The following is a 23,956-nucleotide window of genomic DNA, read 5'->3' on the forward strand; positions in this document are numbered from 1 at the left end:
GCTTAAAACAATCCGCGTGATTGCTTTGATAAAATCCACATTTGTTTTGCCGTCATTGGCGACGGCTATTTTGTTATGCACATTTTTCCTGCCACAAAAAAGTGCTTGCATTATTAGCAGGTTTGCTACGAAACTTATCCCTACACTACCTACAACACCGGGAAAGGCAAATTTGACGGAGTTTTGCAAAAGAAAAACGCCGCAATCTGCAAAGATTACAACGCTTCCTAAATCCTATTCAGTTTTGCCGGACACATCTTATTTGTCCTCTTTTTCGACTTCTGCAATTTCTTTCGCTGTTGCGGTTACAATCCGTATGCCGTTATCGCTCATGTTGTCAAGCAGCGCGTCAAGTTGCAGCCGATTGGTGTCTTTCCCCACAGGGCTATCAAAAAGGAACTGGTCTACGGATATATTGTAACGACGCACAAGCTCAATGAAGATTTGCAGGCTGGGGTGCTGCCCTTTGTTCTCAATGTTCGCAAGGTAGCGAGGGGAAATATACATTTCATCACTCACTTTCTTGCGGCTTTCCTTGCGCCCCGTCCACGCTGCCTTGATTGCTTCTCCAAAAGCCTTGAAGTCATATTTTTCTATTGGTCTTTTTGCCATATTCATTCACCCGATTACATTTTACTGTTCCCTTTTCTTCCTGGATATGCTTACACAGTACCTATCATTAGCCAAAATAATTTATAATATGAGATGTGAAGTGGAATTTTTCTATGTAGGCATTGACTTTTAAGCGACAGGTGAGTATTATATAAATGAATAATTCATTCACAGAGAGGAGGTCAATACGAATGAATGACCGCATTAAAGCGATAGCAGACGCAGCAACATATCTGTTTTTGCAACAAGGATATTCTAAAACGCAAATAAGCCATATTGCAAAAGCTGTCGGCGTTTCTGTTGGTACAATATATCTTGACTTTACCGGGAAAAAAGAGATTATGCACTTTGTTTTGAAATGTACGCTTGACCCGAATTTTATCAATAGAGAATTTGACAGACCTATTACAGATGATTTATTTATAGGTTTAGAAAATGATATTGTCGAAGTGTTTGAAAAGACTGGTGATGATTTTTCAAAGCACCTTACCAATCATGCAGAGAACTATAACCTCGAAGAACTTATTTCAGACGCATTTGATATTTTGTCAAAGTATGCGGTGGGCTGCCTGTTTATTGAAAAAAATCAATTTGACTTTAAGTTTTTAGCAGAGCATTATAAACGATACCGAAAAAGATTTCTTGAAACTATGACACAGTATATGGCGGCGTTTATTGAACGCGGTACAGTACGCCCCCTTGAACATCTTGAATTATCTACGACTTTAATTATCGAAATTTTATCATGGTGGGCTATGGATATACGCTATACGTCCTTTGAAACACAGAATATTCCTCTGGAGCTTTCAAAGGAGCTTTGTCTGGACAACATAATTTCTGCATACCAATGTAAAAATTAGCGGGCGTAAAAAGCCCACTAATTTTTACCCTTGTTATGAATGAACAATTCATTAAGTAAATATTGAAAGCGAGGTAATCCTATGAAAATAAAAAATCAATTTTTGTTCAGTTTTATAGCAGTTCTTTTCTTGCTTACCCTTACGGGTTGTACTAATTCAAAAACCCCGGAAATGGCAAACGAGCTTCACTTTTCTTTGGGAGAAATATATGATGTAACTATTTCTTATGATGAAGAAACAATAACCTTTTTTGAAACAGACGGCGACGAATTGATAGTTAAAGAATACATGACAGAGGACAAAACAAGCTATTATGCAGATGTGGACAAAGACAGGGACAGTATTCATATCAGCGAGGGCGGCAAACCGTTATTCAAAGACGGATTTTCACGTTATATCGAAGTGTATCTTCCTGTTACTTATACGGAAGCTCTTACAATTACAACAACGGATGGAAATATAGACCTGTCTAACATAAGTTTACAGTTATCCATGCTCCGCATTGATAGCACAGTCGGAACTGTAAAGTTACGCGAAGCCACAGCTTCCAATATCCACTTATCTACTACAAGCGGAACATTGGAATTAGGCAATATTACAGCAGACACTATTAAATTAGATACTACAAGCGGAAATATTACTTGTGACGAATTGGCAGGTAACATAACCTATACTTCTACAAGTGGAAATGCTGATATAAAATCAGCGATTGGTTCCGGCAGCTACAAAGCAAATAATTCCGGTCAACTAAACATTGTTTATACGGAAGTCACTGGGGATTTGTCTTTTTACAACAAAAATGATGACATAAAACTTACACTCCCTACTGAATTAGAATTTGAGTTTGAAGCCACGACAAAAAATGGTTCTGTATCTACTACATTTCAAGAATGTATTTCTATTGACGGGAAAACAACACGCGGGACTGTTGGTAATAATCCCACAGTCACAGTAAAAGCCGAAACAAATAACGGAAATATAGAGGTATCACAATGAAACGAAAACTTTTTATATTATTGACATTCTTAATCATATTTTTAGCTTGCGCGGCTCTATTTTTGAGTAGTAGCTATGTAGTCTTTATTCTTGCCTATGTTTTTTCATTTATATTTCTGTTTTGCTATACCATTTTTTCAGCTTCAACAATACTGGAAAAAATTGCGCAGGCTATTGTTTATGCTCTTATCATGGTATCACAAATCCTTTTTGACATTTTCGTTATCCGTACTTTATTAAAGGAAAGCAATACCATTTGTAGCTTGGGAAAAATACTGGGAATACTGCTGATTTTCATTCCTTTTTTTATAAAGCCGATTTTTTTCTTCAAGAAAAATAGTAGCTCTCCCTTTGCCATTTTAGGCGAATGTACCGCTTTGTCCTACTCTCAACTGCTTCACGATAAAGAAGAAATCTTTTATAGAATGGATAAGCTGGCGGCTGCCGGACGGAAACTATCGAAAAGCAACATACAAGAAATCATACATGATTTACCCCGGCATAGCTCTTTTTCCTATATCAACAATGGAAATCTCACAGAAAACTATTTCGAGGAAGCGACTGACAGCTTGCATGACGGATATATTTATCTTGTCATTACAAAGTCAAAAAGTGCTTCCAGTGAAATTATAGGACTTTTTACAAACAAACAATACAACCATGTTTCTCTATCATTTGACAGAGAACTGCATACCATTATCAGCTATAACGGCGGGGAAAAAATAGCCCCACCCGGTCTTAATTCAGAAGTCATAGAGCAACTAACAAAAAGGGACGGAGCATCGGTTATAGTCTATCGGCTCTTAGCAACTTATGAGCAAAAACGGATTATACTTGATAAAATCCGTAAAATTAACAACGAGGGAAGCGCGTACAATCTTCTAGGATTAGTGTTGAAAGTCACACCACAGCCTAATATTATGTTCTGCTCACAGTTTGTCTATACCATGTTAGAGCTTGCCGGACTGAACTATTTTGAAAAGAACGCAGCTCATGTAACACCTACCGATTTTATAGAACTTGATTATTATAGAAAGCTTGACTTTGTATGCAGGATTGATTTGAACAAGTCGAATTTTTCAAACGAGGAAATAGAGCATGAAAAAGACATATAAACGGATAATTCTATATTGCTTGGTATTTGTTGGGCTTGTAATTAGCATAACTGCTATTTTGTTTCCGCATTTTCAAAAACTATCTGACCCAGTTTGTCAAGCCGAAATCCGCGAATGGGTAAACCGCATGGGGATTATGGGCGTAATAGCTGTTTTAGGATTACAAATACTGCAAATTATCATTGCTTTTATTCCCGGTGAGCCAGTAGAAATATTATCTGGCGCACTGTACGGAACTGTCGGTGGGCTGCTTCTCTGCTTGATCGGCTGCTTAATTGCTTCATCACTTATTTTTTCCCTTTCAAAGCACTTTGGTAAAAAACTGTTATACGCTTTATTTAGCAAAGAAAAAGTGCAATCTTGGAAATGGCTGCAAGACAGTAAAAAATGCACTATGGTAACATTCATACTGTTTTTCATTCCGGGAACACCTAAAGATATGCTTACCTATATTGTTGGCGTAACAGATATGAGTATTAACAAATTTCTTCTTATATCCTCTCTTGCGCGTATTCCGTCTGTTTTATCTTCAACTATGATAGGAGCCACTATGCGCCGGGGCGATTGGGAAATTTCTATAATTGTGTTTTTCATTACTGGAATTATAGGAATAACAGGAATAGGTTTTAATGAGAAAATTATTGACTTTTGCCGCAGACATTCAAACCGTGAAAATTGCACCGAAACAGATTATCAATGTATGGATTTGGTTGAAGCCGCACACCGACATAAAATATACCCTCTCATGTACTGTCATATTGAGATTAAGGGACAACTTGACATTAACCGCTTAAAAACGGCTATACAACAAGCAAGTCATTATGTGCCAGAAATATTATATACCTATAATTTTAGATTGGGAAAATTTACGGATATTGGATTAACGAAAGATGATGTTGTTCTACAGGAAAAGACACTTTTGGATTGGGATTTAAGCGTAAAGCCACAGGTTCAGATAAATATATCCCGACAGGAAAAGCAAGATATTGTCACTATTGGTATGAGCCATATTTTGACTGACGGAGAGGGATTTTTACAGTTTTTATATTTGCTGTCACTCCTATACAATGAGCCATACGCTGATTTTCCATATAGTAACTACCGGGCTATTACACCATTTTTAGAGAACATACACGTTCAAAAACAGACCGAACAGACACGGCAAGGAAAAAGGACAAAGATTCCACCTCTAAGGAATTTCAGTAGTGGTACGGATTATTTTTGTATAGTTAGCAAAATTTCAAGAGAGGATTTCTTATTACTACACGCAAAAGCAAAAAGGAACCATTCAACGCTCAATGACGTTTTTATGACAGCCTATTCCCGTGTGATTGCACGAACAAAAGATATTGATACCGTTATTCTTCCTTGTCCGGCTGATTTACGGCGTTTTGGCCATGTAACAGATAAATTGACAGTTGCAAATCTGACAGGAATATACAGAAGAATAGTCATAGAGATTAAACCACAGCATACCTTTCTTGAAACACTGTCACAGGTACATATAGAAATGGAATTGCAAAAATCCCGGTATCGCTGCTATGCGGGAATAAAACTATTAAACAGCACGTTCCATAAAATCCCGCGCAAATTATTACAGCAAATCATAAAAGCAAACTATCGAATACTACCCGTTAGTTATACAAATATTGGACGGATAAATCATCAGAAGTTTCGTTTTAATGATTGCATAATAGAAAACTGCTATATAACAGGAACTTACCGATTACCGCCCGATTTTCAGTTATCAATAAGTACGTTTCAAGATGTATGCACATTGAACTGTACTCTAATAGGGCAGCCGGAAGATGAACGAATAGGACAGTACATATTAGAACAAGTAAAAAAAGAACTTTTGGATTGGGTACAAACAAAGTAAATAAAAATCATGGCTGCCGACAGTAACGGAGCCAGTTGTCGGTGGCTTTGATACATCAGAGCCGCCGTTTTCTTTTTAAGAATGGGATAACGGAGGGTGTATTAAAGTCGCCCTTTTTTAAGGACATGGCGGTATCAGGGAGGTATCGCTATGTCCTTTTTCTTCAATCATGTTCTATCTAATTATTATCATTCATCAAAAAAATCCCGACCACCGCCGGGAATATTTTTACCCATAAGTATGAACTATTAAATCATCTAAATACCTTTTTCAATTCCTTTGCGCCCGTCTGCATTTCGCAGACGGGCGCATTTTGCATTTTTTCAAAAATTTTTTGGAGAAATCACAAAAAATCAACGTCCAAAATGGATTTTCTTGGTTTGAGGGTTTACGAAAGGGGATATTTCAAAATCCACCGCTTTCGCGGGAGCGAAAGGAGGTGAGAACATGAACGAACCTAATCGTACCCAATGGCAAATCCGTTGTGCTTTTAACGGCTATTGCAAACGGGCGTTGAAGCGTGAAGCTATGAACGCCCACAGGGACACAAAGTATCGGCAACTACGCGAAATTACTTTTTCCGATTTATCGCCAGAGGAAGAAAATCAGCTCCACATCTGCGACAATTATTTTGCAAATGATGAAGCGGAACAATCTTTCGTTGTCGGCGGTAAAGAAATTACTGCGGAGCTGCTTGCCGAAGCCCTACACAGTTTGCCGGAAGAAAAGCGGGAAACCGTACTGCTGTATTACTTCTTTGATATGAGTGAACGGGAAATTGCGACATACTGCAACATTCCGAGGACAACAGTACAGACCCGTCGCAAAAGCTCTATGAAGCTGTTAAAACGCTATTTGGAGGAACGCGCCTATGACTACAAAGATTAGTAACAATGAAAACGCTGAAAGCGGCTTGTTGCCATATCCGGTAATCATAGCCGCAACAAAGGGCGACCCGGAAGCTATGAATATTGTCGTACAGCATTACGAAAGTTACATAGCATCCCTGTCTATGCGGAAGCTGCGCGACGAACGCGGAAATACCTACTGGGGCATAGACGAGGACATACGCGACCGCTTGAGGTCACGTCTTATAAGGGCTGTCCTGTCATTCGAGGTTTGAGATAACGGACAAGCGGCGTCCCCCCTTTCCGCTGCTTGCCGTCCAGACCTTTTTAGCACCTTGACAAAGAAAGCGGCGCAAGAAAACGGCGACGCAGTATAGGGCAAATCAGATACATTCGATATGTGGGGAGCCGTTGGGCTGATACGCGACGACGAAAGGAGGGATAAAACCGAGCGGGAAATATCAGTGTTCCATAGCAGACCTTGGCACGTCTGCCGCCACAATCCATATATCGGTATAATGATACTCCCTTACCGCCATAGTCCGAGCGTTAGAAGCGTCGCAGGCAATGGGTAGGGCTGCATGAGAACCATGCGGGGGTGCAATTCCCGTGGAGCTTGCCGGAGCCGTCTGATTAAAGCCCCTTTTCAACTATCAACCATTTTGTATTTTTTAGAAAGGGGGACACCTTTAATGAATATTACTGATGTGCCTATCTGGGAGAAATACACGCTTACCATTGAGGAAGCGTCTAAATATTTCCGTATTGGGGAAAACAAGCTGCGGAAACTGGCAGAGGAAAATCCCTCTGCTGCTTGGGTAATGATGAACGGGAACCGTATTCAAATCAAACGGAAGCAGTTTGAAAAATACATTGATACACTGGAAGTTATATAGTGAAATCGGGCCTTGAATGTGGTATAATATATACAGGCATATCAAGGCTCTTTCCGTCATGGAAAGGAGCATGACGCATAATGTCGGAGAAAAGACGTGACAATAAAAACCGTATTTTACACACAGGAGAGAGCCAGAGAAAAGACGGAAGATATGCTTACAAATACATTGATACCTTTGGGAAACCGCAGTTTGCTTATTCTTGGAAGTTAGTACCTACCGACAAGACCCCCGCCGGAAAGCGGGACGATATTTCTTTGAGGGAAAAGGAAAAGGCAATCTTAAAAGACCTTGAGGACGGTATCGACCCTATCGGAAAGAAAATGACTGTCTGCCAGCTCTACGCAAAGCAGATACGACACCGGGCAAATGTACGGTGCGGCACGAAACAGGGACGCAAACAGCTTATGCGGATTTTGGAAGAAGATAAAATCGGAGCTTGCAGCATTGAGAATGTGAAGCTCTCCGACGCGAAAGAATGGGCGTTACGCATGAAAGAGAAAGGCTATTCTTTCAAGACTATCAACAACCACAAGCGTTCTCTGAAAGCTGCCTTTTACACAGCCATACAGGACGATTGTATCCGCAAAAATCCGTTTGACTTCCAGTTGAACACTGTCCTTGAAGATGATACGGAACCAAAGGAACCCTTATCCCCTACGCAGGAAGCGTCTTTCCTGTCCTTTGTGCAGAGTGATAAAGTCTATCAGAAGTATTATGATGAAATCATCATACTGTTAGGGACGGGGCTTCGTATTTCTGAACTCTGCGGATTGACGGAAGCCGACATTGACTTTGAGAATAAGTTAATCAATGTAGACCACCAACTTTTGAAACATTCGGAAGCGGGCGGCTACTACATTGAAACACCGAAAACGAAAAGCGGCACCCGGCAAATCCCTATGAGTACAAAGGTATATGAAGCGTTTGAGCGTGTGATGAAAACGCCCAGAATGGCAAGAACGCAGCTTATCATTGACGGGTACAGCCGCTTTTTATTCCTTAACCGGAACGGTTTACCCAAAATAGCCATGAACTATGAAAGTATGTTCCGGGGGCTTGTGAAGAAATACAACAAGTACCATGAGGAATCCTTACCGAAAGTAATGACACCACATACTTTACGTCATACGTTCTGCACCAACTTAGCAAATGCCGGAATGAACCCGAAAGCATTACAGTATATTATGGGACATTCCAACATCAATATGACACTGAACTACTACGCACACGCTACGCCGGATAATGCAATGGCTGAAATGGAACGGCTGATTGCATAGTAGTAAATTGAGGTTTTACTACTCAACCTACTACTTTTGAACGGGGAAACATGAGGGGAAATGAGAACATTTAAGAACATCTTCCGTAAAGAAAAATGCCGCAAAAGCCTGTAAACACAGGCTATAACGGCATATAAGAACTTCTAAAAAGATAATCAATTTTTCTATATAGATTTAAGCCAAAACTGTTACAAAAAAGCTTGACCACAACACTGCATAATCAGCGATCGTTTCCCCTGCTTCCGGTCCAGGCAAAGATTTTTCCAAAGCCATATTGATATTTGCATAAAATTTTCCGACCTTTGTATGCTCGATCTGCATATAACGGTTTTCCGGTTCCAGTCCACACTCTTTCATGTAATCATGATATGTCACATGAAGGTTTCTCATATCCTGCCGGTCTTTAATAAAGGATCTGGCACTTAATTTTCCATCTTTCACCGAAATAATGATAGCATGAATATGTGGAGTTCCCTCATCCATGTGGAGTACCGCTGACGCAATATTATCTTTTTCAAATTGATCCTCAAGGAATTTTTTTGATTGCTTGGTTCATTGATCAATCGAAAAATCTGCTGGCAGGTTATTGGTGCCGAATGACATCATGATTTCCCATCCCAATGTTGCGTTTTTATGAATTTTATGATTTTCATAATACGGAAGGGACATGACTCGTTTCTCAAAGAAACTATTATATGTTTCGCCCACCGGCAATCGAATAACCTGCTCGTTTTGACGGAGTCGTTCCAGATCCGCATTCGGTACATCACCGATACGATAATTATATTTGTTTTCCCATGGTGTAATTCCTCCTGTTACGTGATGACAAAATTATGCAGGAGGATCGATTGAGTAAAACGCTAATATTAGCAATTTGCGTTTTAGGTACAAAAAAGACACCGCCAAAGCGATGTCTTGAACATAATTACCGTTCCATATTTTCTAGCTCATGTTTGAAGTCCGGCATTTCCAGGTGCATAGACCGGATGAAATCTTTCTCTGTTTCCGTCTCAGCTTCTGCAACAAAAGCAATAAATCGATCTGGATCTCCACCACGAGCTGGGGTGTCATGGGATGCTTCTAATGATTGCAGATAATCCAATCGGATTGCCGGAGAAATCACGCAGGGCAAATATCCATTTTGAATCAGAGCAGTATTCATTAACAGTCTGGCAGTACGGCCATTCCCATCTTTAAAGGGATGAATTTCCACAAATCGCCGATATAGTTCAGCTGCATACACCAATGGTTTTAAGGTTTTTTCATTTTCACGCATCCAGAGTTCTAATTGTTTCATCCGACTTGGAATTTCCTTAGGTGTTGGTAGAATAGTTTCAGATCCGGTAATACGAACCTGAGTGTTGCGATAAATACCGGCATCTTTTTCGCTGATTTTATGATAAAACAGCCGGTGTAATTCCAAAATATCATCCAGAGCAACCTGTGCATTACGCATCAGTGAAAACATATAATCATACGCTTCTGCATGACCGCATGCTTCCAATGTGTCTTTTAAAGGCTTTCCTCCAATTGTAATACCATCTTCCAAGAGAACTTTGGTCTCTCCCATTGTTAATGTATTTCCTTCTATTGCATTGGATGACCATGTTGTGGAAATTCGGTAGAAATCCTGAATTTCTTTTCGAGATTCTCCTTCAAATGGCCGAACCGCATCAATCACTCGCTGACACAACTCTGCTTTTACCAGCTGTATTTCCATGTTTGTCATATTTTCCCTCCATAGGACATGATGTGGTTCTATTATTATACTCGTTACATAGCCAAAAAACAATGTTGTTAATTTGCGGATATGAAAAATACTATTATTTCGCAAAGGAGAAGCCGGCCACCTTCTGGTGTAGGTCGCTCCATTTTTTAATACATTATTTTCTTCTTTTTCTTGTGAAATGGAAGATTGCAAGACCAATTCCAAATCCACAAAGGACTCCTTCAATGACAAATAAGAGATTTGTCAGATCGAAAGGTTCTTCTTCCACTTCTTGAGCTGAAGGGATTGTTTCGGTTCCTCGAATTGTTTCCGTAAGTTCCGGAAATGCAGATTCCAGTTCCTTATAAGAACCTTCTGTAAGAATTACATCTGCCTGAAAGTTATGCTCACTATCTAGGATAATGTCATATACTTCTTTTTCTACAACTAAACGGTATGTAACTGTATCGAACACACCATAATCTTTCATAGAGATATGAATGATACCACTTTCTTGCCCATTGGAAAAATCATATTGTAAGGGTGCTAAATCAAAATCTGTAATTTCTGTAATACCATCTTTTCCAGAGTCGTTGTTTTCTTCTCGCGGTTCTTCAAATAATTCATTAACCTGAATAGTTAAATAATTTTCTGTAGATGGCGATAAGGTGGTTGGGCTTACGAATTCATACCTATCTTCTACATCCGTAGAAGATAAGACAACAACATCATATACTGTATTTTTGTCCAATGGCAGTTCCATAGTGCATTGATAGTTTTTTGTTAATGGATGAAGCGAATCGTTTAAGTAAACTTCCACTCTCAAATCAAATCCTTCTGGTACAGAAGCAGAAATTGTAACTAGCACTTCATTATCCGAATCTCCTTCATCTAACTGAATATCTCTTGCAAACGAAGTGATGCTACAGATAGCAAGAGACATATATTTTCTTATCGACTCAGCACCCACATACCACTGTTTTTATGACTCATTAAGAAAGATAATGACATAGTCAATGATACCATTACCACTTTGCCGCCCTCGGTTTCTCGGCTCAGTACCGACTGCATGATAAACCGGCGGCTTGCGTTAAAGACCAGCTTGAAATGGTCTGGAGACAAAATGCCTCGTACCTGATAAAAACGTCTGGAGACGAGAATTTGGCTTTGGACGTTTTTCTGATGTTCATTGACATTTTTCTGATGTTCATGCAATGAGTTTGAAAAAGCATCATACGAGATAGTTGTAATGGCGATTTTTGCTGCGAATGATTTGGTAGTATCATACGTGGTTTGCCCTTTGATTACCTTTGATGCCTTTATATCATTTCCGTTTCCAAAAAACTGAATACCACCTGTTCGAATCTTTACAGATTCTATCAAAAAAATGTTCTTCTCTTTCTACACATGATCAATCCTATGCTGTAAAATATTTTTTATGGAAGGGTTGGGAGCTGTTATAAAATTTTTCTAATTACTTTAATTCTTCTAATCTTCCAATCATAAATTTGTCCATGCTTTATCACAATTTGTCTTATGAAGCAATACTTTGAATCTAAATTTCCGAAACAATAGTTCAACTGGAAAATAAGCCGAAAACCATTGTACATAGAAATCTGTTTCCGGCTTATTTTTTTAGCTCTCTTATAATTCAATATTTCTAAGATTCACAATTTCTGCATTTTTATATTCTTTATTCATAAATGCATGAATATTTTTCATTGTATCTTCTGCTCCCTGGACAAATGCATCCTGTGAGTAAAAGGCAATGTGCGGTGTTACAACTACATTATCAAGATCAACCAGTTTTGCTTTTGATAAATCAGGATTTTCTGAGCTCAGAACATCTAAGATCGCATAACTAAGATTTCCTTCTGTTAATGCTTCATAGAGATCCTCTTCATCAACAACTCCTCCCCTGGAAGAATTGATAAATACAGCCCCATCTTTTACAAGATCAAACAGACTCTTATTCAGACTCTTTTCCGTCTGTTTGTTTAATGGTAAATGAGAAGATATATAATCACTCTGTGCAAAAAGTGTTTCCAGGTCTACTCGTTTCACTCCATATTCTTCAAATACTTCATCAGGAACAAATGGATCGTAAGCAACAATTTCCGGTCCAAATGCTTTTAAACGTTTTGTGATCAGCTTTGGAATATTTCCAAATCCGATCAGTCCGATCGTTCTTGAAGATAATCTGCGCATATCCGGGAATAATTCACAATCCCATTTTCTATCTACTTTAACAGACTTATTGAACTCCAAGATCCTTCTGTTATGTAAAACAATCGCACTGACAACATAATTAGCTACTTCATCTGTGCAGTATTTGCTTGTATGTGATACCGGAAGATTGATCTCATTCGCATAATCCATATCAATTCCATTAAATCCAATGGATCGGAAAATGACCATTTTTAAGCTTTTGAGATTTTCCAAAACTTTTTTTGTTAACGGTTCATATACACAGATGATCACATCTGCATCTTTTGCATTTTCGATGATCTCATCTTCTGTGCCTGATGGAATAACTTCAATCGATGCATCCATGCCAAGTTCTTTTATCATTTTCTGTTCGACATCATACATATTGTCTTCAAATAATCTAACAATTTTATACATGTTTTTACGCTTCTCCTTACATAAATACTTTTACAAATAAGATAACAAATGGTAATGCGATATAAGTTCTTTCCAAAAAGATAAGAATGGTCTGCCAGAATTTTTTAATGATCTTTGTGGATGATAATAATGTCGCTGTTTCTGAAAGATAAATAATAGAAAGAATACTCATCATCGCAACAATTACCTTTGTTGAGGCAGCCTGAATACTTCCTCCAATAATAACCGGTAAGTAGTTATCTGCTAATCCTGACATGATCGCACTTGCCGCAATCCCTGCTTCTTTAACACCAAACAGGTTCATGATCAACTCTAATGGTAAAGAGATCCAACCTAACACTGGTGTAAATAATGCAATGACCAATGCAGCTGTTCCCCAGCAAATAATGATCGGGGTTAACCAGAATACATAAAATGTCATATTATCAATTTTGGCAGCGAAATTTTTCACTCCTGCTTCTGAAGCACGATTTGCTGCATTATGAAGTCCTCTGGTTAAGGCATTTCCTTCTTTTAATACTACATGTTTGAATTCTGTTGTTCCATCTACATAAACATCTTCATACAGAGATACTGGTGGAATTCTTACACAGATTACTGCAACAATGATTGATACAACTAATAATCCTGCTAAGATCAGTCCGAAATAATCCATTACACCCAATACAGAAGATACAACTACGATCCATCCAATACTTCCTGTTGTGAAGTGGCTTGCAATTGCGGCCGCTTCTCTGAAAGTAAAATATCCGTTTTCGAATAATTCTTTTGTAGCCATGATCGCGGCATTTCCAGGTCCAACCCATGCACTGATGATGCTTGTAGCACAGATTTCAGAAACTTTAAATAACGGCTTTACAAGCTTACCAATAAATTCTCCTAAAAACTCCATTCCTCCAAATTCCAGAATAAATGTCTGGAATAATAACATGGATGGTACGATCACTGCAAGCTGTGTTGCTAATGACAGCATAGATCCTCCTGTATCTGCTGAAATAAGGAAGCTTGGTCCAATCTGAAAATAGATCATAACAGTTAACACAGCACCAATGATTCTGTTTACAACATAAAAAGGGGATGTTACAAACAACTTCTTCATAAGTCTGTTCTGGCCTAAAAATGTCTTGTCATTAAATAAATTAAACAATGAGATCGCCGCACTTGCAATAATACAGATCATAAGCACCATGGAAAGCTGGCTGTTAAACTGCTTTACAAAAAGCTTTACATAGTAAAATAAAATTGTGTCTACTGTTCCATCAAAATTAAATGGAACCAGCACAAAGAATACTCCAAACAGAGTACCCAAGATAAATTTGATGAGGTTTTTTGCATCCATTTCTTGTTTCATCGTTTTCTCCTTCTCTATTTTCGGGACACTGTCCTGTTTTTTAATTTATTATATAGACACAGCGCATGATTGTCAAGCATTTGTCAATCTTTTTTCGGATTTGCAAAATATTCCATTTCGTGTATAATTAATGGAATAACGAAGTAGGAGGTTCCCATGACTGAGACAAACAACCAACCTATCCAGGCAATTGTCAATGCTGTAAAAATTCTGGATTTAATCAACGAGAAAAATGAAATAGGTGTACGAGAAATAGCCAAAATACTTGATATCCCAAAGTCAACAGTTTTTCGGATCATCAAAACTTTAGAAAGTCAGAATCTTTTAGTCAGTACACATGAAGATGAATATGCCATTGGCTATAAAATGCTGAATTATCGTGCCGGAATTAACAAAGAAAAAAATTTAATCACTTATGCAACAGATTCTTTAAAAAATTTCTGCAAAAATACAAATGAAACGATAAATCTGGCAATACGAAATCGGGATAAAACTTTTATTATCTATTCAGAAGAAGGCGAATATTATTCCCTGCAATCCAATATGCTGCCAGAATCGGATTTATATTGTTCAAGTACAGGAAAAATCTTTATGGCTTCCATGCCGGAAGAAGATGTTATGAAATATTTTTCTGGAAATTTAACAAAAAGAACAATAAATACGATTACCGATTATAATCAGTTTTTAAAAGAAAAGCAGACTATTTTAAATACAGATATTGCCTATGACCATGAAGAATATGAATATGGTCTGACTTGCGTTGCTACTTCGATCAAAGTAAAAGATGAAATCATTGCCGCCATCAGCGTTTCCGGTCCAACGACGCGATTAAAGGTTAAAGGTTTTGAAAATTTAGAAAAGGAACTACTGTTAACTGCAAAATCTATTGAAGGAAAAATCATTGCTAATATATAAAATTATCTGGCCACATTATGACAAAACTCGTCATCACGCTCAACGCAGATGACGAGTTTTGAATTATTGTGTCACAGTAAAAACAAGGCCCTCAAACAATATGTCTGAAAGCCTTGATTTTATTACGTTTGTGTCCTTCCGTTGCTATGTCCTGCTATTAGTCCTCAACCTTAACAATCTCTTTCTTGTTGTAGGAACCGCAGCTTGCTTATATCTTCTTACATCCTGATATAGCTTGATATTTCAATATTTTTAAAGATAAGTCTTTTATGTATCTTATCATATATTTTTATAAAAGTCCGCATTTTTCGGAAAATCTTTCGGATTTTTTCGCTTTACACAAAAACTGCTTCATATTTACAAAGAGCAGTCTTGAGATTGGTGCTGCGATCAAATTCTTACATTTTTCTTAATTTATGCAACATGATCAAGCGACTTAAGACTTTTAGCGTATGATAGCATCTCATCTTTTACAACATCATTACCAGCTTTTACATAATACTGTAAAGTAATTTCAATTTTACTGTGTCCGGCAACAAGCTGTAATACTTGTGGAGACATTCCGCTCTCAGCCATACGTGTTAGTCCTGTACGTCTTAAGCTATGACAGGATAGGTGTGGTAATAAATCGGTTGCCTCTTCATTATTTTTAATTGCTTGCTGGATTTTTTCTTTATTATAGCGTTTCACAATGTTATCTATCAGGCGGTTGATACTTCCTGGCGTTATAGGATTGCCTTTTGCTGTAATAAAGAGAAAGTCTCTTTCATCATCAATGATACAACTACCTTTTGTTTGTGTAATATAGTTTGCGTATTCTATTTGTGCATGTAGGCATTGTAGAATTTCCTCATCATCAAAATACATATATCGTATACCATTCATTGTTTTGGGTGGACGTACTCGAAACTTTGTACACTCATCATCGTACAGTTTTTTGTAAATCACTTGATGCATTAAGTCAAATTTCTTATTTTCAAAATCCAACTCTTTTTTATTGATACCTATGGTTTCTCCAACGCGTAATCCGAAAAATGTCATCGTATACAAAAGGTTATAATCAAACCCCCTATAGTGTTTTTTGATGTATTGAAAGAATTGTATCTGTTGCTTTTTTGACAATACTGTTTTTTCCTTTTCTTCAGTGTGAATGATGTCTTTCATTACCAAAATACATGGGTTATAGGTGATCCACCTAGAATCGATTGCCAAACGAAAACTTGGGGCTACGATATGATTGATTGTTTCTATTGTTCCGCGAGCAAGTCCTCTGCTTTCAATCAATTCATTATAGTAATTGGCAACGTGTAATTTCAACACCTTTCCAATTGCCATAGCACCAAACCATGTGTCTTTGATATGCCATCGATAATTATTCCAATATCCAGTTAACGTGGTTTTTTCTATATTCTTTTTTGAACGCAAATATATTTCTACCATGTCCGCTACAGTGATCTCCGCATTTCCGCTAATGAGAAGATGAGAGTGTTCTGCCTGGATTATCTCTTCTAATTGCCTAAGCTCGTCCAGTGTTTTGGCTGAACGGCTGTCTGTTTTGTTTAAAATGTTCTTAAACTTGTATTCGTAAATATCTTTTGATGGGTAATAATATTCTCCTGGATAAAGGATATTGCCATAAATATCCTTTCTTCGTTTGGATCCACTACCCTTCTTTTTCTTACTGGCCATATTTTTGGTCAATATTGTCCGCCTCCTTTATGGGTTAGCGGATGCAACTTTTGAGAGTTTATATCAATCCTTTGACGTTTCTATGCAATTGTCAAGGTGCGACTCATTGAGACATATACCACGTAATATATCGTTGCATCCGCATTATATCACACTTTTGTTTTCCAGAAAACTGAGAAAACGTTCTTTTTTGATTAAATTTTTAGATCCAACTCTTAACACGAATGGACATGTTGGCCCATCAATCAATTCTCTGATCTTGTTTTGTCCAATGTTTGTTAATTCTGCTGCCTCCGGAATGGTTAGGAGTGCTTTTTTATCAATTGGGACTTTTTCTTGGATCGCTTTCGTTTTTGGAGTGTCGTTCATAGTTGTCAATCCTTTCTTTCATATTTTTTCAAAAAAATTATGATAAGGATTGTTTAAAAATCAGTTTTATAGAATACAATTTGCTTTTTCATATCCGTAAGATTTGTTCTTTTGGATTTTATCAACAATGTGTTACAGTCAAGATGTAAGATGATTTTTTTCGTATCAATTTCATAATGAAAAGGAGGACTACTATATGAGAGGCGTTGCTGGATCCAAGCATTGGGCACAAGATATTATTTATCGAGTTTTAATGGATGGGAAAGTGCATAGCTTCGATGAGATTTTGTGTGAAATCACAGAAATTGAACATCTACGCATGACTCGTTGCAATTTAAGTTGTGTACTTACACGATTAAAACAAAAACGCGGAGATATTATCCAGGTTCGCGAAGGTTATTTTCAATTAGATACTAAACATTATTCCATATAATCACAAACAAAAACCGCAGGCAAAAATCCTGCGGTTTTTTATCATGCTTCTGGCATATGATGCTTATTAGGTAACTCATAGCAATGATGGTCTATGTGCAAACGTCGCTGATTCTTTCGAAATCGCTGCCTCATACCCATTTCTTTCAGCTCCTCTTCTGTTGCCGCCTCCTGGCACTGCAGCATCAATATTTCATCCTTCATATGCTTGCCTCCTTTATAGCTTCAGTTTACAATTTTGTGACACCGCAGACAAAAAGCGAAATTTGCGGATATGAAAAATGACCTTATTTATCTTTTCAATCTAAACAGGAGTTTTCCCCAGCAAAAAAGACAGCCCTTTTGGACTGTCTTTTTACAACTATGGCAGGATAAACCTCGCTGGATGGGTTACTCGATGGTAACGATGTAGCCTCTATCCTTCGTGGAGCGGCTTACAAGAGTCTTGATCTTATAAGTCTGCGGATTTGCGAAGGTCAGGCGGCGGGTGTGGGGTTCCTTGGTCACGTCGATCAGGATCGGGTAGTCTGCAAGTTCATTGACTGCCGGGTTGTTGATAGTGATGACCTCTTCTGCGGTCTTAACAATCAAAAGCCCGTCACTCTTAAATGTGAAATCGTGGCAGATGTGGCTCCACTCCACCGTCATCTTCTCCGGAAGCAGCATCTGACCAACACAATGATCTTTTGCGATGATTAACCAGGTGTAATGATCAGGGTTCTGGCGTTCACCAGTCTCTGTTACCGGGGCCGTAGGAACAAAGTATACCATGGACATGTCATTCTGCAATTCCTTGACGATGATGCCCTTGATCACCAGAGGCATATCGCAGGTGATATACTTTACCGTGCGATCGGCAACAGTGATGATGCCGGCATTTGCGCCGATATAGATCTCCTGTTCATTGCCATCAGCATCCGTTACGGTATCTTTCTTTGTTTCTGAAAAGGCCAGAACAGCCTGCGTGTGGTCGGAGTTATATGCCACAAGCTCAGGCATCGGGATGCTGCCTGCGTTACACTTGCTAAAGCGGTCTCTAGCCGGCTCATAGATAAATGTGTCATACAGATTGTCAGCGGCGTTGGACTTTACTGCTAAGACCAGGTAGCCTGGAAGTGCTGCAAGGATCTTTTCGATGTACAGCTGGCCCTGCTCACAGACCTTTGTGCCGTCTTTGTACAGAATGCCATTGACTACGGTATATCCGTCTGCAACCGGATACGGCTCGGGATCACGCTCGACTCTGAAAATCAGAGAATTCTCTTCTGTGATGGTAACGGTCGCATTACCCAGAGTGCCGTCCTCTAACAGCTCCTTGGCGGTTCCTACCTGGTCGTTGACTGCGGTAACCTTGTACATCTTGCCATCCACCTTGTTGTAGACTTCAATACCGTTTCTTAATCTTTCGATTTTCATTTGGACTCCTTTTCCGAGGAACGCCCGCAATGCGGGACATAGATGTTTTCCTCATATGACTTTGTTTTTGTTACAGGGTAATTATGGGAATGCAATTCCCTCGATAATAAATAAAATCACCTCCGCGTGTGTAAAGAATACTTCTTTAGTATAGAACACAAGCTGTCTTTTATCGAAATCCAGGTATTGCGGATATGAAAAATAGTGTTTTTTCAAAACAAAAAGCACCCGATTATCGGATGCTCTTGTAGAGAATGATGTGATCTGGGTATTAAGCTATCATTGTACGATCTTCTTCTGTCATTTCCATGGCTTCCAGTACCACCGGTTCGCCACGCAGGAAGGCTTCTCCATCCCTGCCCAACAGAATCATGTATTTTTTATCGGTATGGTAATTGTAAAAACACTGATACATATCGAAATTGCCGACGCAGCCCTGTTCGCCAAGAAGATCCATATCCTCGATATGCCAAAGAATGGCGACGGCCAGGTTCTGTTCTTCTAGTGAGAGAACTTCATCGGGTTCTTTCTGAATGGACCAGCCATCGTTGTCAAGTTTGTTTACAATCATATGATTTTTCCTTTCGGCTTATTTTTTCTTATTGATTTTCTTTACGACGCACATTTTATCGATCTGCAGGTTACCGCCGCTATGAGATCGAATCTCCGGATGAGTTTTGGCCGCTTCCAAGGCTTCTGCTTTTGTGTTGGCTTCCACCACAAACTGCTCCTGTCCGAAAAAATACCGCGGCACGTTAATCAGGTACTGATTCATGTGTACTCCTTTCCGTTCCTGAGAATATGTTCTCATAGGTCACTCTTTTGTTCTCATTTCCGTGTTTTAACCTGTGTATGCGGTGACATACCTTCCATCCAGAGCCTGTTTCCAGCTCCGGTAAATTCCATTGGTATCGGTGAATTCTACGATAAAGCCTTCATCCTCCCAATACTCCTGGTATTTGATCTCAGCAATGGTTGCTTCGATCCCTTGACATACAATTTTGTCACCGGGCTCCAGATTTCTTCTGTCACATTCACGGGTTGCCTTATTGTTAATAATCATTTGTTCTTCCTCTTTTCTTATTTTTTGTGTAACACAGGAATATACCGGTTTGATGATTTCTGTTTTTGGCAATGCATACAGATTTTGAATCGCATCTGCATTGTCATAGGTAATGATCATGTTGGCGCCCGGTACATTCTTATAGAGATCTTCTACCAGAAAGGCCAAGTTCTGATGGTCTTCCAAAGAAAATGCCTTCGGGTATAACTTAGGACCTTGCTTATAATAGGGCGGATCAATGAAAAGCAGTGTTTCCTCTCCTCGCCAATACTCTTCCTCGATCACTGAAAGTGCGTCATTCTGTGTCACTTCAATCTGATCTCGGAAAGAATAGATCTGTCGGATTCTGGCAGCAAGTGTTTTTGGATTGTACCGACTCTTGAGATCTCCGGTTGGGTTCCCCAATAAAATCCCGGAAAAAGCCAGTCGATTGCAGTACAAATACCGAAAACCTCGCTCTGCATCAGATAAAGACGCTTCCTCAAACAGAGATTTCCGATAGGCAAAATAGGTCTCCCGGTCTGCTTTTGTGTTCTGAAGCCTGGAGATGATCTGCTCCGGATCTGTCAGGATGGTCCGAAACAAACTGAACACTCCTGGTTCCATGTCGTTCAAACGAATTTTTTCCACTAATCCGGCCATGAGGCAGGCAAGGCTTACGCTGGCGCCGCCACAGAATGGCTCCACCAACCGATTTGTCCCATGCGGTATTTTGGCAGCCACATATGGAGCCAATTTGGTTTTGCCGCCGGGATAACGCAGCGGAGACACGTTTTGTTTCATGATACGTTTGTCAGTCAATGGCGTTCCGATTTTCACATCTTCCAGCCACAGCAAAAACTGTCTTCGTTGATCGTGTTCATCCAGTGTATAGGAAAATGAGTCGCAATAAGGGCACCAAAAACCTAAATGGTTTCTGGTATCCTCCTCAAAACCCTCTGCACTTCCTTCGTACCCACAGATTCGACATTGCATCTTACGCATCTCCTTTTAGATTATGGACGATGCGGTCGGTGTAATCTTCTTTAGAAGCCTGGCCCCACACTCGGGTAATGAGCTGCTCTTTTGCTGGCAGATCTGCGTCTGCATCTTCCGCACCGCAATATTCTACCAACACCAAAGGAATCTCTCCTGCTACGTTCGGCCGCAGCAGATCAATAGAGAGCCCCGGGTGGTGTGGATCTGTGGTTTCGGTAATTTTTAACTGTCCAAGCGGTGTGTCCACTGTAAGGTCCAGCGTTTCAAATGCATCTGTTAAGATCTTTTCCAGTTCGTTCGTACCAACTGCTCTCATGTACGTGAATGGTTTGATTGGTCTTTTGGATTTTACGACAGATACCTTGAGAGCTTGCTTTTGAAAACACTCTAACAGATGGTTTTTGAAATTTTGCATGACTTTCATCGTTCTCTTCCTTTCTCGTATTTCTTTTAATAGTTCAAAGTAATTATGGGAAATGATGTTTTTGCATAGGAATTCCCCTGCTCACGCAAGGAATACAAAAGGGCATGGCGCTAACCATGCCCTACTTTGGCGAACCAAAGCGACCTCGTCGGTCAAAAAACACACCCCCGCGTACGCGTGGAAAACTCATTACGCCACCTCCCATCACAAACTCGTCAGGAACACCCCGCGGGTGCGGGGAAAACCATAGCCCATTTAACGGCAATTTGGAAATTGATGGGAACACCCCCGCGTATGCGAGGAATACTGCACGACTACACGAAAAAAAGCAGTGTCTTTTAGGAGCACCCCCGCGTATGCGGGGAATACACTTAGAAAAGCCTTATTTTAAGCCATTTCTAATTTGGGAAACGTCGGTTTTCATTTAACTGCCATAGCGTATATCTGTTGCGCACTGTTAGTATGACGCTTCTGTGTTGGTCCAGTTTTGGTGTATAACACCACACAACCATTTTCAAAATCCGCAATTATGCGGATATGAAAAATCGCTCTTTTTTCAAAGTTTTCCATATTATTAGAAAAGAGACTGCGGCTGCAGTCTCTTAAAGGAAGTATTTTGTGGTGTTTTATGATGATTACTCGTAGGTGAACACAACCTCATCTGTTTCCGGATCAACCTCATCAGCTCGCATTGCAGGGTATTCCTTGTCATCAAAGCTAACATATTCCGCATCCAATACATCAACGTAACTTAATGCTTCCTCATCAACGGGTTCGATGTCAAAGATGGTACGCTTTGTCAGGTTGACGCGGCATTTGGTTGGCAGTGATGCTGTTTTTCCGTCCCAAACGCTTGTAAAAGTGGCCGGAATAATAATGTCCGGCTCCTCGCCGCTTTCATTCAATACCCACTTTCCATCGGCATTTTTGTGCATGTTTGTCGGCAGGCTTTCTGCTGCCAAATCATCGTATTCCGCTCCACATGCCTCGCAGGTATATGGTCCGTATGGAGTTTCTGCGTCATAGATGGATACATCTCCATTCTTACCGACATTGTCAATGAACTGGTTGGAGCCGTCTACAATCACATCCATACGACAAACCTGACGAGCAAAAAAACGCTCTTTTCCACAACATTTACATTTCATGTTTTTCCTCCTATTCTCATTCCTCTTCCGCATTTTCCCAGTCACTTTTCTTGGTAACCTCGAAGAAATATTCAATCATTTTCTCGATATCCTTTTCATCAAAGAGTGATGTGCTCAGTGACAGTGAAACAAAGGTGGCAAGGTCGTGCTTGTACAAAATTGCCGTACCATAGGTACCATCGGCGCCGGGACAGATCTCATCAGATTTACCGTCAACGCTCACGTAAAAATTCGCTGTATCGCAGCCAAGCTCGATGATTTGATCGATAAGCTCCGGGTGATACTTGTTGTCGAACAGAGTTTCCATGATTACCGTATGCCATTCGTCGTCATCGGTCTTTTCCACGACTGCGATTCCAATTTCCCAGGTATCCCAGTCCAGAATTTCCATGTTGCTATGTACGAGTTTGACTTCGATTTTTGCCACTTTACTTCTTGACCTGGTAATCTTTTTATCAAGAACAAACTTTTTAAGCCTTTTGGCATCAGCCGCTGTACCGGCCTGGATTTTCTCAAGGTAAGACGGATCGCCAATCAAGATCCGTTTGAATGGCTTAATGTCATACGCTCTTTGTTTTACAGTTTCAGTTTTGATTTGTCCAAAATCCATTCGTTCCTCCATTTATACTTCTTTCCCTGTTTCCACATCTGCAAACCTTCCAAACAGGCTCCTTAGACAAGCTGACAACGCTTTTGTTTCTTTTTTCAGCTCATCCTCTTTCGAATACAGGGTGATGCCCTCATAGAGTCTGCACCCTTTTCCTTCTATGCGGTCCATGATAGAGCCGTCACCATACGAACTCCAAAGCAAGGCATTTCGGATCCTTTCTTCCGATACGCTTGTCCAGTCCAAATGGTTTAGAACACTTACAATCACACGTGCTCCTACGCACAAATCTTTGACGTCAGCAGCCTGATGTCTTCGATGATTTACGATTTGCGTACATAATGCTCCCGCGTTGTAGATCATCTCGATACACAAGGCTTTCATAGTCTTGGTTTTGTCCGGACATGTACTGATGGAGAGGCATTCTGGCAGTATGCGTTCGTAAAGGGCATATTCGTTCTGGCCGGCAGAGGAATCTTTCACCAGCTTTTTTAACTGTTCCGACTCCAGTCTTACCTTCAAAACGACCGGAGCATCTAAGACGATACTCCAGTACGCAATGCCTTTGTAGCTGCATAAATACACGGCAGCTTCGGTTTCACCGGCCAGTAAAGAGCTTGAGCCAATCTTTGGCAGCAGGCCCTCTCTTTGAATGGCCTCCAGTTTGTCTTTTGTGGTTACATGGTAAAAATTTTGTTGCTTTTTCATGTTTTTTTCTTATCGTGCTTTGTTGCAGCAGTTTCCT

27 protein-coding genes and 1 pseudogene are annotated in these 23,956 nt (G+C 39.7%); 10 read left to right on the top strand and 18 right to left on the bottom strand.

Going from position 1 to position 23,956, the window contains the following annotated elements:
* Nucleotides 1–258: 258 nt before the first annotated feature.
* Entirely contained in the window at nucleotides 259–612 is a 354-nt protein-coding gene (locus FYJ39_RS17675) for a helix-turn-helix domain-containing protein (RefSeq protein WP_154473727.1), read from the bottom strand.
* A 191-nt stretch (nucleotides 613–803) separates the two neighbouring features.
* Here FYJ39_RS17675 and FYJ39_RS17680 point away from each other — a divergent pair, with 191 nt between their 5' ends.
* From FYJ39_RS17680 to FYJ39_RS17720, 8 genes are all read left to right on the top strand, one after another.
* Nucleotides 804–1,472, top strand: coding sequence for a TetR/AcrR family transcriptional regulator (locus tag FYJ39_RS17680; RefSeq protein WP_235919882.1), 669 nt, complete (start codon nucleotides 804–806; stop codon nucleotides 1,470–1,472).
* An 81-nt stretch (nucleotides 1,473–1,553) separates the two neighbouring features.
* Complete coding sequence (locus FYJ39_RS17685; RefSeq protein WP_154473729.1) at nucleotides 1,554–2,468, top strand: DUF4097 family beta strand repeat-containing protein; 915 nt, start codon at nucleotides 1,554–1,556, stop codon at nucleotides 2,466–2,468.
* Nucleotides 2,465–3,583, top strand: coding sequence for a hypothetical protein (locus FYJ39_RS17690; RefSeq protein ID WP_154473730.1), 1,119 nt, complete (start codon nucleotides 2,465–2,467; stop codon nucleotides 3,581–3,583). The genes FYJ39_RS17685 and FYJ39_RS17690 overlap by 4 nt, the downstream gene beginning before the upstream one ends.
* Nucleotides 3,567–5,462, top strand: coding sequence for a VTT domain-containing protein (locus tag FYJ39_RS17695; RefSeq protein WP_154473731.1), 1,896 nt, complete (start codon nucleotides 3,567–3,569; stop codon nucleotides 5,460–5,462). Before FYJ39_RS17690 ends, FYJ39_RS17695 begins: the two co-directional genes overlap by 17 nt.
* Before the next feature lie 447 nt (nucleotides 5,463–5,909).
* On the top strand, nucleotides 5,910–6,350 hold the full coding sequence (locus FYJ39_RS17700; RefSeq protein ID WP_154473732.1) for an RNA polymerase sigma factor: 441 nt from the start codon (nucleotides 5,910–5,912) through the stop codon (nucleotides 6,348–6,350).
* Entirely contained in the window at nucleotides 6,334–6,585 is a 252-nt protein-coding gene (locus FYJ39_RS17705; RefSeq protein ID WP_154473733.1) for a helix-turn-helix domain-containing protein, read from the top strand. Before FYJ39_RS17700 ends, FYJ39_RS17705 begins: the two co-directional genes overlap by 17 nt.
* 417 nt (nucleotides 6,586–7,002) lie before the next feature.
* Nucleotides 7,003–7,206, top strand: a complete 204-nt coding sequence (locus FYJ39_RS17715; RefSeq protein WP_154473735.1) for an excisionase — start codon at nucleotides 7,003–7,005, stop codon at nucleotides 7,204–7,206.
* Between the two features lie 80 nt (nucleotides 7,207–7,286).
* Nucleotides 7,287–8,486 (top strand): site-specific integrase, encoded by a 1,200-nt coding sequence (locus FYJ39_RS17720; protein WP_154473736.1) that lies wholly within the window; start codon nucleotides 7,287–7,289, stop codon nucleotides 8,484–8,486.
* A gap of 174 nt (nucleotides 8,487–8,660) precedes the next feature.
* Here FYJ39_RS17720 and FYJ39_RS17725 read toward each other — a convergent pair.
* The 6 genes and pseudogenes from FYJ39_RS17725 to FYJ39_RS21060 form a co-directional block, all read right to left on the bottom strand.
* A pseudogene (locus FYJ39_RS17725) lies at nucleotides 8,661–9,023 on the bottom strand (plasmid recombination protein); the annotation flags it as partial.
* A gap of 388 nt (nucleotides 9,024–9,411) precedes the next feature.
* Nucleotides 9,412–10,425 (bottom strand): Fic family protein, encoded by a 1,014-nt coding sequence (locus FYJ39_RS17730; RefSeq protein ID WP_328597572.1) that lies wholly within the window; start codon nucleotides 10,423–10,425, stop codon nucleotides 9,412–9,414.
* Nucleotides 10,370–11,164: a hypothetical protein gene (locus FYJ39_RS17735; protein ID WP_154473738.1), complete on the bottom strand. Its 795-nt coding sequence runs from the start codon at nucleotides 11,162–11,164 to the stop codon at nucleotides 10,370–10,372. Before FYJ39_RS17735 ends, FYJ39_RS17730 begins: the two co-directional genes overlap by 56 nt.
* Entirely contained in the window at nucleotides 11,146–11,577 is a 432-nt protein-coding gene (locus FYJ39_RS17740) for a hypothetical protein (RefSeq protein WP_154473739.1), read from the bottom strand. Before FYJ39_RS17740 ends, FYJ39_RS17735 begins: the two co-directional genes overlap by 19 nt.
* A gap of 261 nt (nucleotides 11,578–11,838) precedes the next feature.
* Nucleotides 11,839–12,819, bottom strand: a complete 981-nt coding sequence (locus FYJ39_RS17745) for a C-terminal binding protein (protein ID WP_154473740.1) — start codon at nucleotides 12,817–12,819, stop codon at nucleotides 11,839–11,841.
* A gap of 16 nt (nucleotides 12,820–12,835) precedes the next feature.
* The gene (locus FYJ39_RS21060; RefSeq protein ID WP_154473741.1) at nucleotides 12,836–14,170 is read right to left on the bottom strand and encodes a YjiH family protein; all 1,335 of its coding nucleotides are present in this window, start codon (nucleotides 14,168–14,170) and stop codon (nucleotides 12,836–12,838) included.
* A 156-nt stretch (nucleotides 14,171–14,326) separates the two neighbouring features.
* On the opposite strand from FYJ39_RS21060, the gene FYJ39_RS17755 reads away from it, so the two are divergent.
* The gene (locus FYJ39_RS17755) at nucleotides 14,327–15,085 is read left to right on the top strand and encodes an IclR family transcriptional regulator (RefSeq protein ID WP_154473742.1); all 759 of its coding nucleotides are present in this window, start codon (nucleotides 14,327–14,329) and stop codon (nucleotides 15,083–15,085) included.
* Between the two features lie 414 nt (nucleotides 15,086–15,499).
* Here FYJ39_RS17755 and FYJ39_RS17760 read toward each other — a convergent pair whose 3' ends face one another.
* Nucleotides 15,500–16,786 (bottom strand): tyrosine-type recombinase/integrase, encoded by a 1,287-nt coding sequence (locus FYJ39_RS17760; protein ID WP_154473743.1) that lies wholly within the window; start codon nucleotides 16,784–16,786, stop codon nucleotides 15,500–15,502.
* A 132-nt stretch (nucleotides 16,787–16,918) separates the two neighbouring features.
* Entirely contained in the window at nucleotides 16,919–17,143 is a 225-nt protein-coding gene (locus FYJ39_RS17765) for an excisionase (protein ID WP_154473744.1), read from the bottom strand.
* Nucleotides 17,144–17,339: 196 nt separating this feature from the next.
* Between FYJ39_RS17765 and FYJ39_RS17770 the strand changes: the two genes are divergently transcribed.
* A complete protein-coding gene (locus FYJ39_RS17770; RefSeq protein WP_154473745.1) occupies nucleotides 17,340–17,576 on the top strand; it encodes a hypothetical protein in 237 nt (78 codons plus the stop codon).
* 41 nt (nucleotides 17,577–17,617) lie between these two features.
* Here FYJ39_RS17770 and FYJ39_RS17775 read toward each other — a convergent pair whose 3' ends face one another.
* From FYJ39_RS17775 to FYJ39_RS17815, 9 genes are all read right to left on the bottom strand, one after another.
* Entirely contained in the window at nucleotides 17,618–17,779 is a 162-nt protein-coding gene (locus FYJ39_RS17775) for a hypothetical protein (RefSeq protein ID WP_154473746.1), read from the bottom strand.
* A 186-nt stretch (nucleotides 17,780–17,965) separates the two neighbouring features.
* Entirely contained in the window at nucleotides 17,966–18,991 is a 1,026-nt protein-coding gene (locus FYJ39_RS17780) for a hypothetical protein (protein WP_154473747.1), read from the bottom strand.
* Nucleotides 18,992–19,262: 271 nt separating this feature from the next.
* A complete protein-coding gene (locus FYJ39_RS17785) occupies nucleotides 19,263–19,562 on the bottom strand; it encodes a hypothetical protein (RefSeq protein ID WP_154473748.1) in 300 nt (99 codons plus the stop codon).
* A gap of 18 nt (nucleotides 19,563–19,580) precedes the next feature.
* Nucleotides 19,581–19,766, bottom strand: a complete 186-nt coding sequence (locus FYJ39_RS17790; RefSeq protein ID WP_154473749.1) for a hypothetical protein — start codon at nucleotides 19,764–19,766, stop codon at nucleotides 19,581–19,583.
* A 66-nt stretch (nucleotides 19,767–19,832) separates the two neighbouring features.
* Nucleotides 19,833–21,029, bottom strand: coding sequence for a DNA adenine methylase (locus FYJ39_RS17795; protein ID WP_195840474.1), 1,197 nt, complete (start codon nucleotides 21,027–21,029; stop codon nucleotides 19,833–19,835).
* 1 nt (nucleotide 21,030) lies between these two features.
* Nucleotides 21,031–21,456: a hypothetical protein gene (locus FYJ39_RS17800; protein ID WP_154473751.1), complete on the bottom strand. Its 426-nt coding sequence runs from the start codon at nucleotides 21,454–21,456 to the stop codon at nucleotides 21,031–21,033.
* 635 nt (nucleotides 21,457–22,091) lie between these two features.
* Nucleotides 22,092–22,604 (bottom strand): hypothetical protein, encoded by a 513-nt coding sequence (locus tag FYJ39_RS17805; RefSeq protein ID WP_154473752.1) that lies wholly within the window; start codon nucleotides 22,602–22,604, stop codon nucleotides 22,092–22,094.
* 16 nt (nucleotides 22,605–22,620) lie between these two features.
* Nucleotides 22,621–23,214: a hypothetical protein gene (locus tag FYJ39_RS17810; protein ID WP_154473753.1), complete on the bottom strand. Its 594-nt coding sequence runs from the start codon at nucleotides 23,212–23,214 to the stop codon at nucleotides 22,621–22,623.
* Nucleotides 23,215–23,226: 12 nt separating this feature from the next.
* Nucleotides 23,227–23,919, bottom strand: coding sequence for a hypothetical protein (locus FYJ39_RS17815; RefSeq protein ID WP_154473754.1), 693 nt, complete (start codon nucleotides 23,917–23,919; stop codon nucleotides 23,227–23,229).
* Between the last annotated feature and the right edge of the window lie 37 nt (nucleotides 23,920–23,956).

The organism is Clostridium porci, assembly GCF_009696375.1.
GTDB lineage: Bacteria > Bacillota > Clostridia > Lachnospirales > Lachnospiraceae > Enterocloster > Enterocloster porci.

Coding starts and splice junctions, on each gene's coding strand:
- FYJ39_RS17715 (WP_154473735.1), top strand. CDS start 7,003: ATGAATATTACTGATGTGCCTATCTGGGAGAAATACACGCTTACCATT.
- FYJ39_RS17720 (WP_154473736.1), top strand. CDS start 7,287: ATGTCGGAGAAAAGACGTGACAATAAAAACCGTATTTTACACACAGGA.
- FYJ39_RS17675 (WP_154473727.1), bottom strand. CDS start 612: ATGGCAAAAAGACCAATAGAAAAATATGACTTCAAGGCTTTTGGAGAA.
- FYJ39_RS17790 (WP_154473749.1), bottom strand. CDS start 19,766: ATGAATCAGTACCTGATTAACGTGCCGCGGTATTTTTTCGGACAGGAG.
- FYJ39_RS17705 (WP_154473733.1), top strand. CDS start 6,334: ATGACTACAAAGATTAGTAACAATGAAAACGCTGAAAGCGGCTTGTTG.
- FYJ39_RS17800 (WP_154473751.1), bottom strand. CDS start 21,456: ATGAAAGTCATGCAAAATTTCAAAAACCATCTGTTAGAGTGTTTTCAA.
- FYJ39_RS17805 (WP_154473752.1), bottom strand. CDS start 22,604: ATGAAATGTAAATGTTGTGGAAAAGAGCGTTTTTTTGCTCGTCAGGTT.
- FYJ39_RS17785 (WP_154473748.1), bottom strand. CDS start 19,562: ATGATTGTAAACAAACTTGACAACGATGGCTGGTCCATTCAGAAAGAA.
- FYJ39_RS21060 (WP_154473741.1), bottom strand. CDS start 14,170: ATGAAACAAGAAATGGATGCAAAAAACCTCATCAAATTTATCTTGGGT.
- FYJ39_RS17780 (WP_154473747.1), bottom strand. CDS start 18,991: ATGAAAATCGAAAGATTAAGAAACGGTATTGAAGTCTACAACAAGGTG.
- FYJ39_RS17810 (WP_154473753.1), bottom strand. CDS start 23,214: ATGGATTTTGGACAAATCAAAACTGAAACTGTAAAACAAAGAGCGTAT.
- FYJ39_RS17775 (WP_154473746.1), bottom strand. CDS start 17,779: ATGAAGGATGAAATATTGATGCTGCAGTGCCAGGAGGCGGCAACAGAA.
- FYJ39_RS17765 (WP_154473744.1), bottom strand. CDS start 17,143: ATGAACGACACTCCAAAAACGAAAGCGATCCAAGAAAAAGTCCCAATT.
- FYJ39_RS17700 (WP_154473732.1), top strand. CDS start 5,910: ATGAACGAACCTAATCGTACCCAATGGCAAATCCGTTGTGCTTTTAAC.
- FYJ39_RS17695 (WP_154473731.1), top strand. CDS start 3,567: ATGAAAAAGACATATAAACGGATAATTCTATATTGCTTGGTATTTGTT.
- FYJ39_RS17745 (WP_154473740.1), bottom strand. CDS start 12,819: ATGTATAAAATTGTTAGATTATTTGAAGACAATATGTATGATGTCGAA.
- FYJ39_RS17680 (WP_235919882.1), top strand. CDS start 804: ATGAATGACCGCATTAAAGCGATAGCAGACGCAGCAACATATCTGTTT.
- FYJ39_RS17685 (WP_154473729.1), top strand. CDS start 1,554: ATGAAAATAAAAAATCAATTTTTGTTCAGTTTTATAGCAGTTCTTTTC.
- FYJ39_RS17690 (WP_154473730.1), top strand. CDS start 2,465: ATGAAACGAAAACTTTTTATATTATTGACATTCTTAATCATATTTTTA.
- FYJ39_RS17815 (WP_154473754.1), bottom strand. CDS start 23,919: ATGAAAAAGCAACAAAATTTTTACCATGTAACCACAAAAGACAAACTG.
- FYJ39_RS17795 (WP_195840474.1), bottom strand. CDS start 21,029: ATGCAATGTCGAATCTGTGGGTACGAAGGAAGTGCAGAGGGTTTTGAG.
- FYJ39_RS17770 (WP_154473745.1), top strand. CDS start 17,340: ATGAGAGGCGTTGCTGGATCCAAGCATTGGGCACAAGATATTATTTAT.
- FYJ39_RS17755 (WP_154473742.1), top strand. CDS start 14,327: ATGACTGAGACAAACAACCAACCTATCCAGGCAATTGTCAATGCTGTA.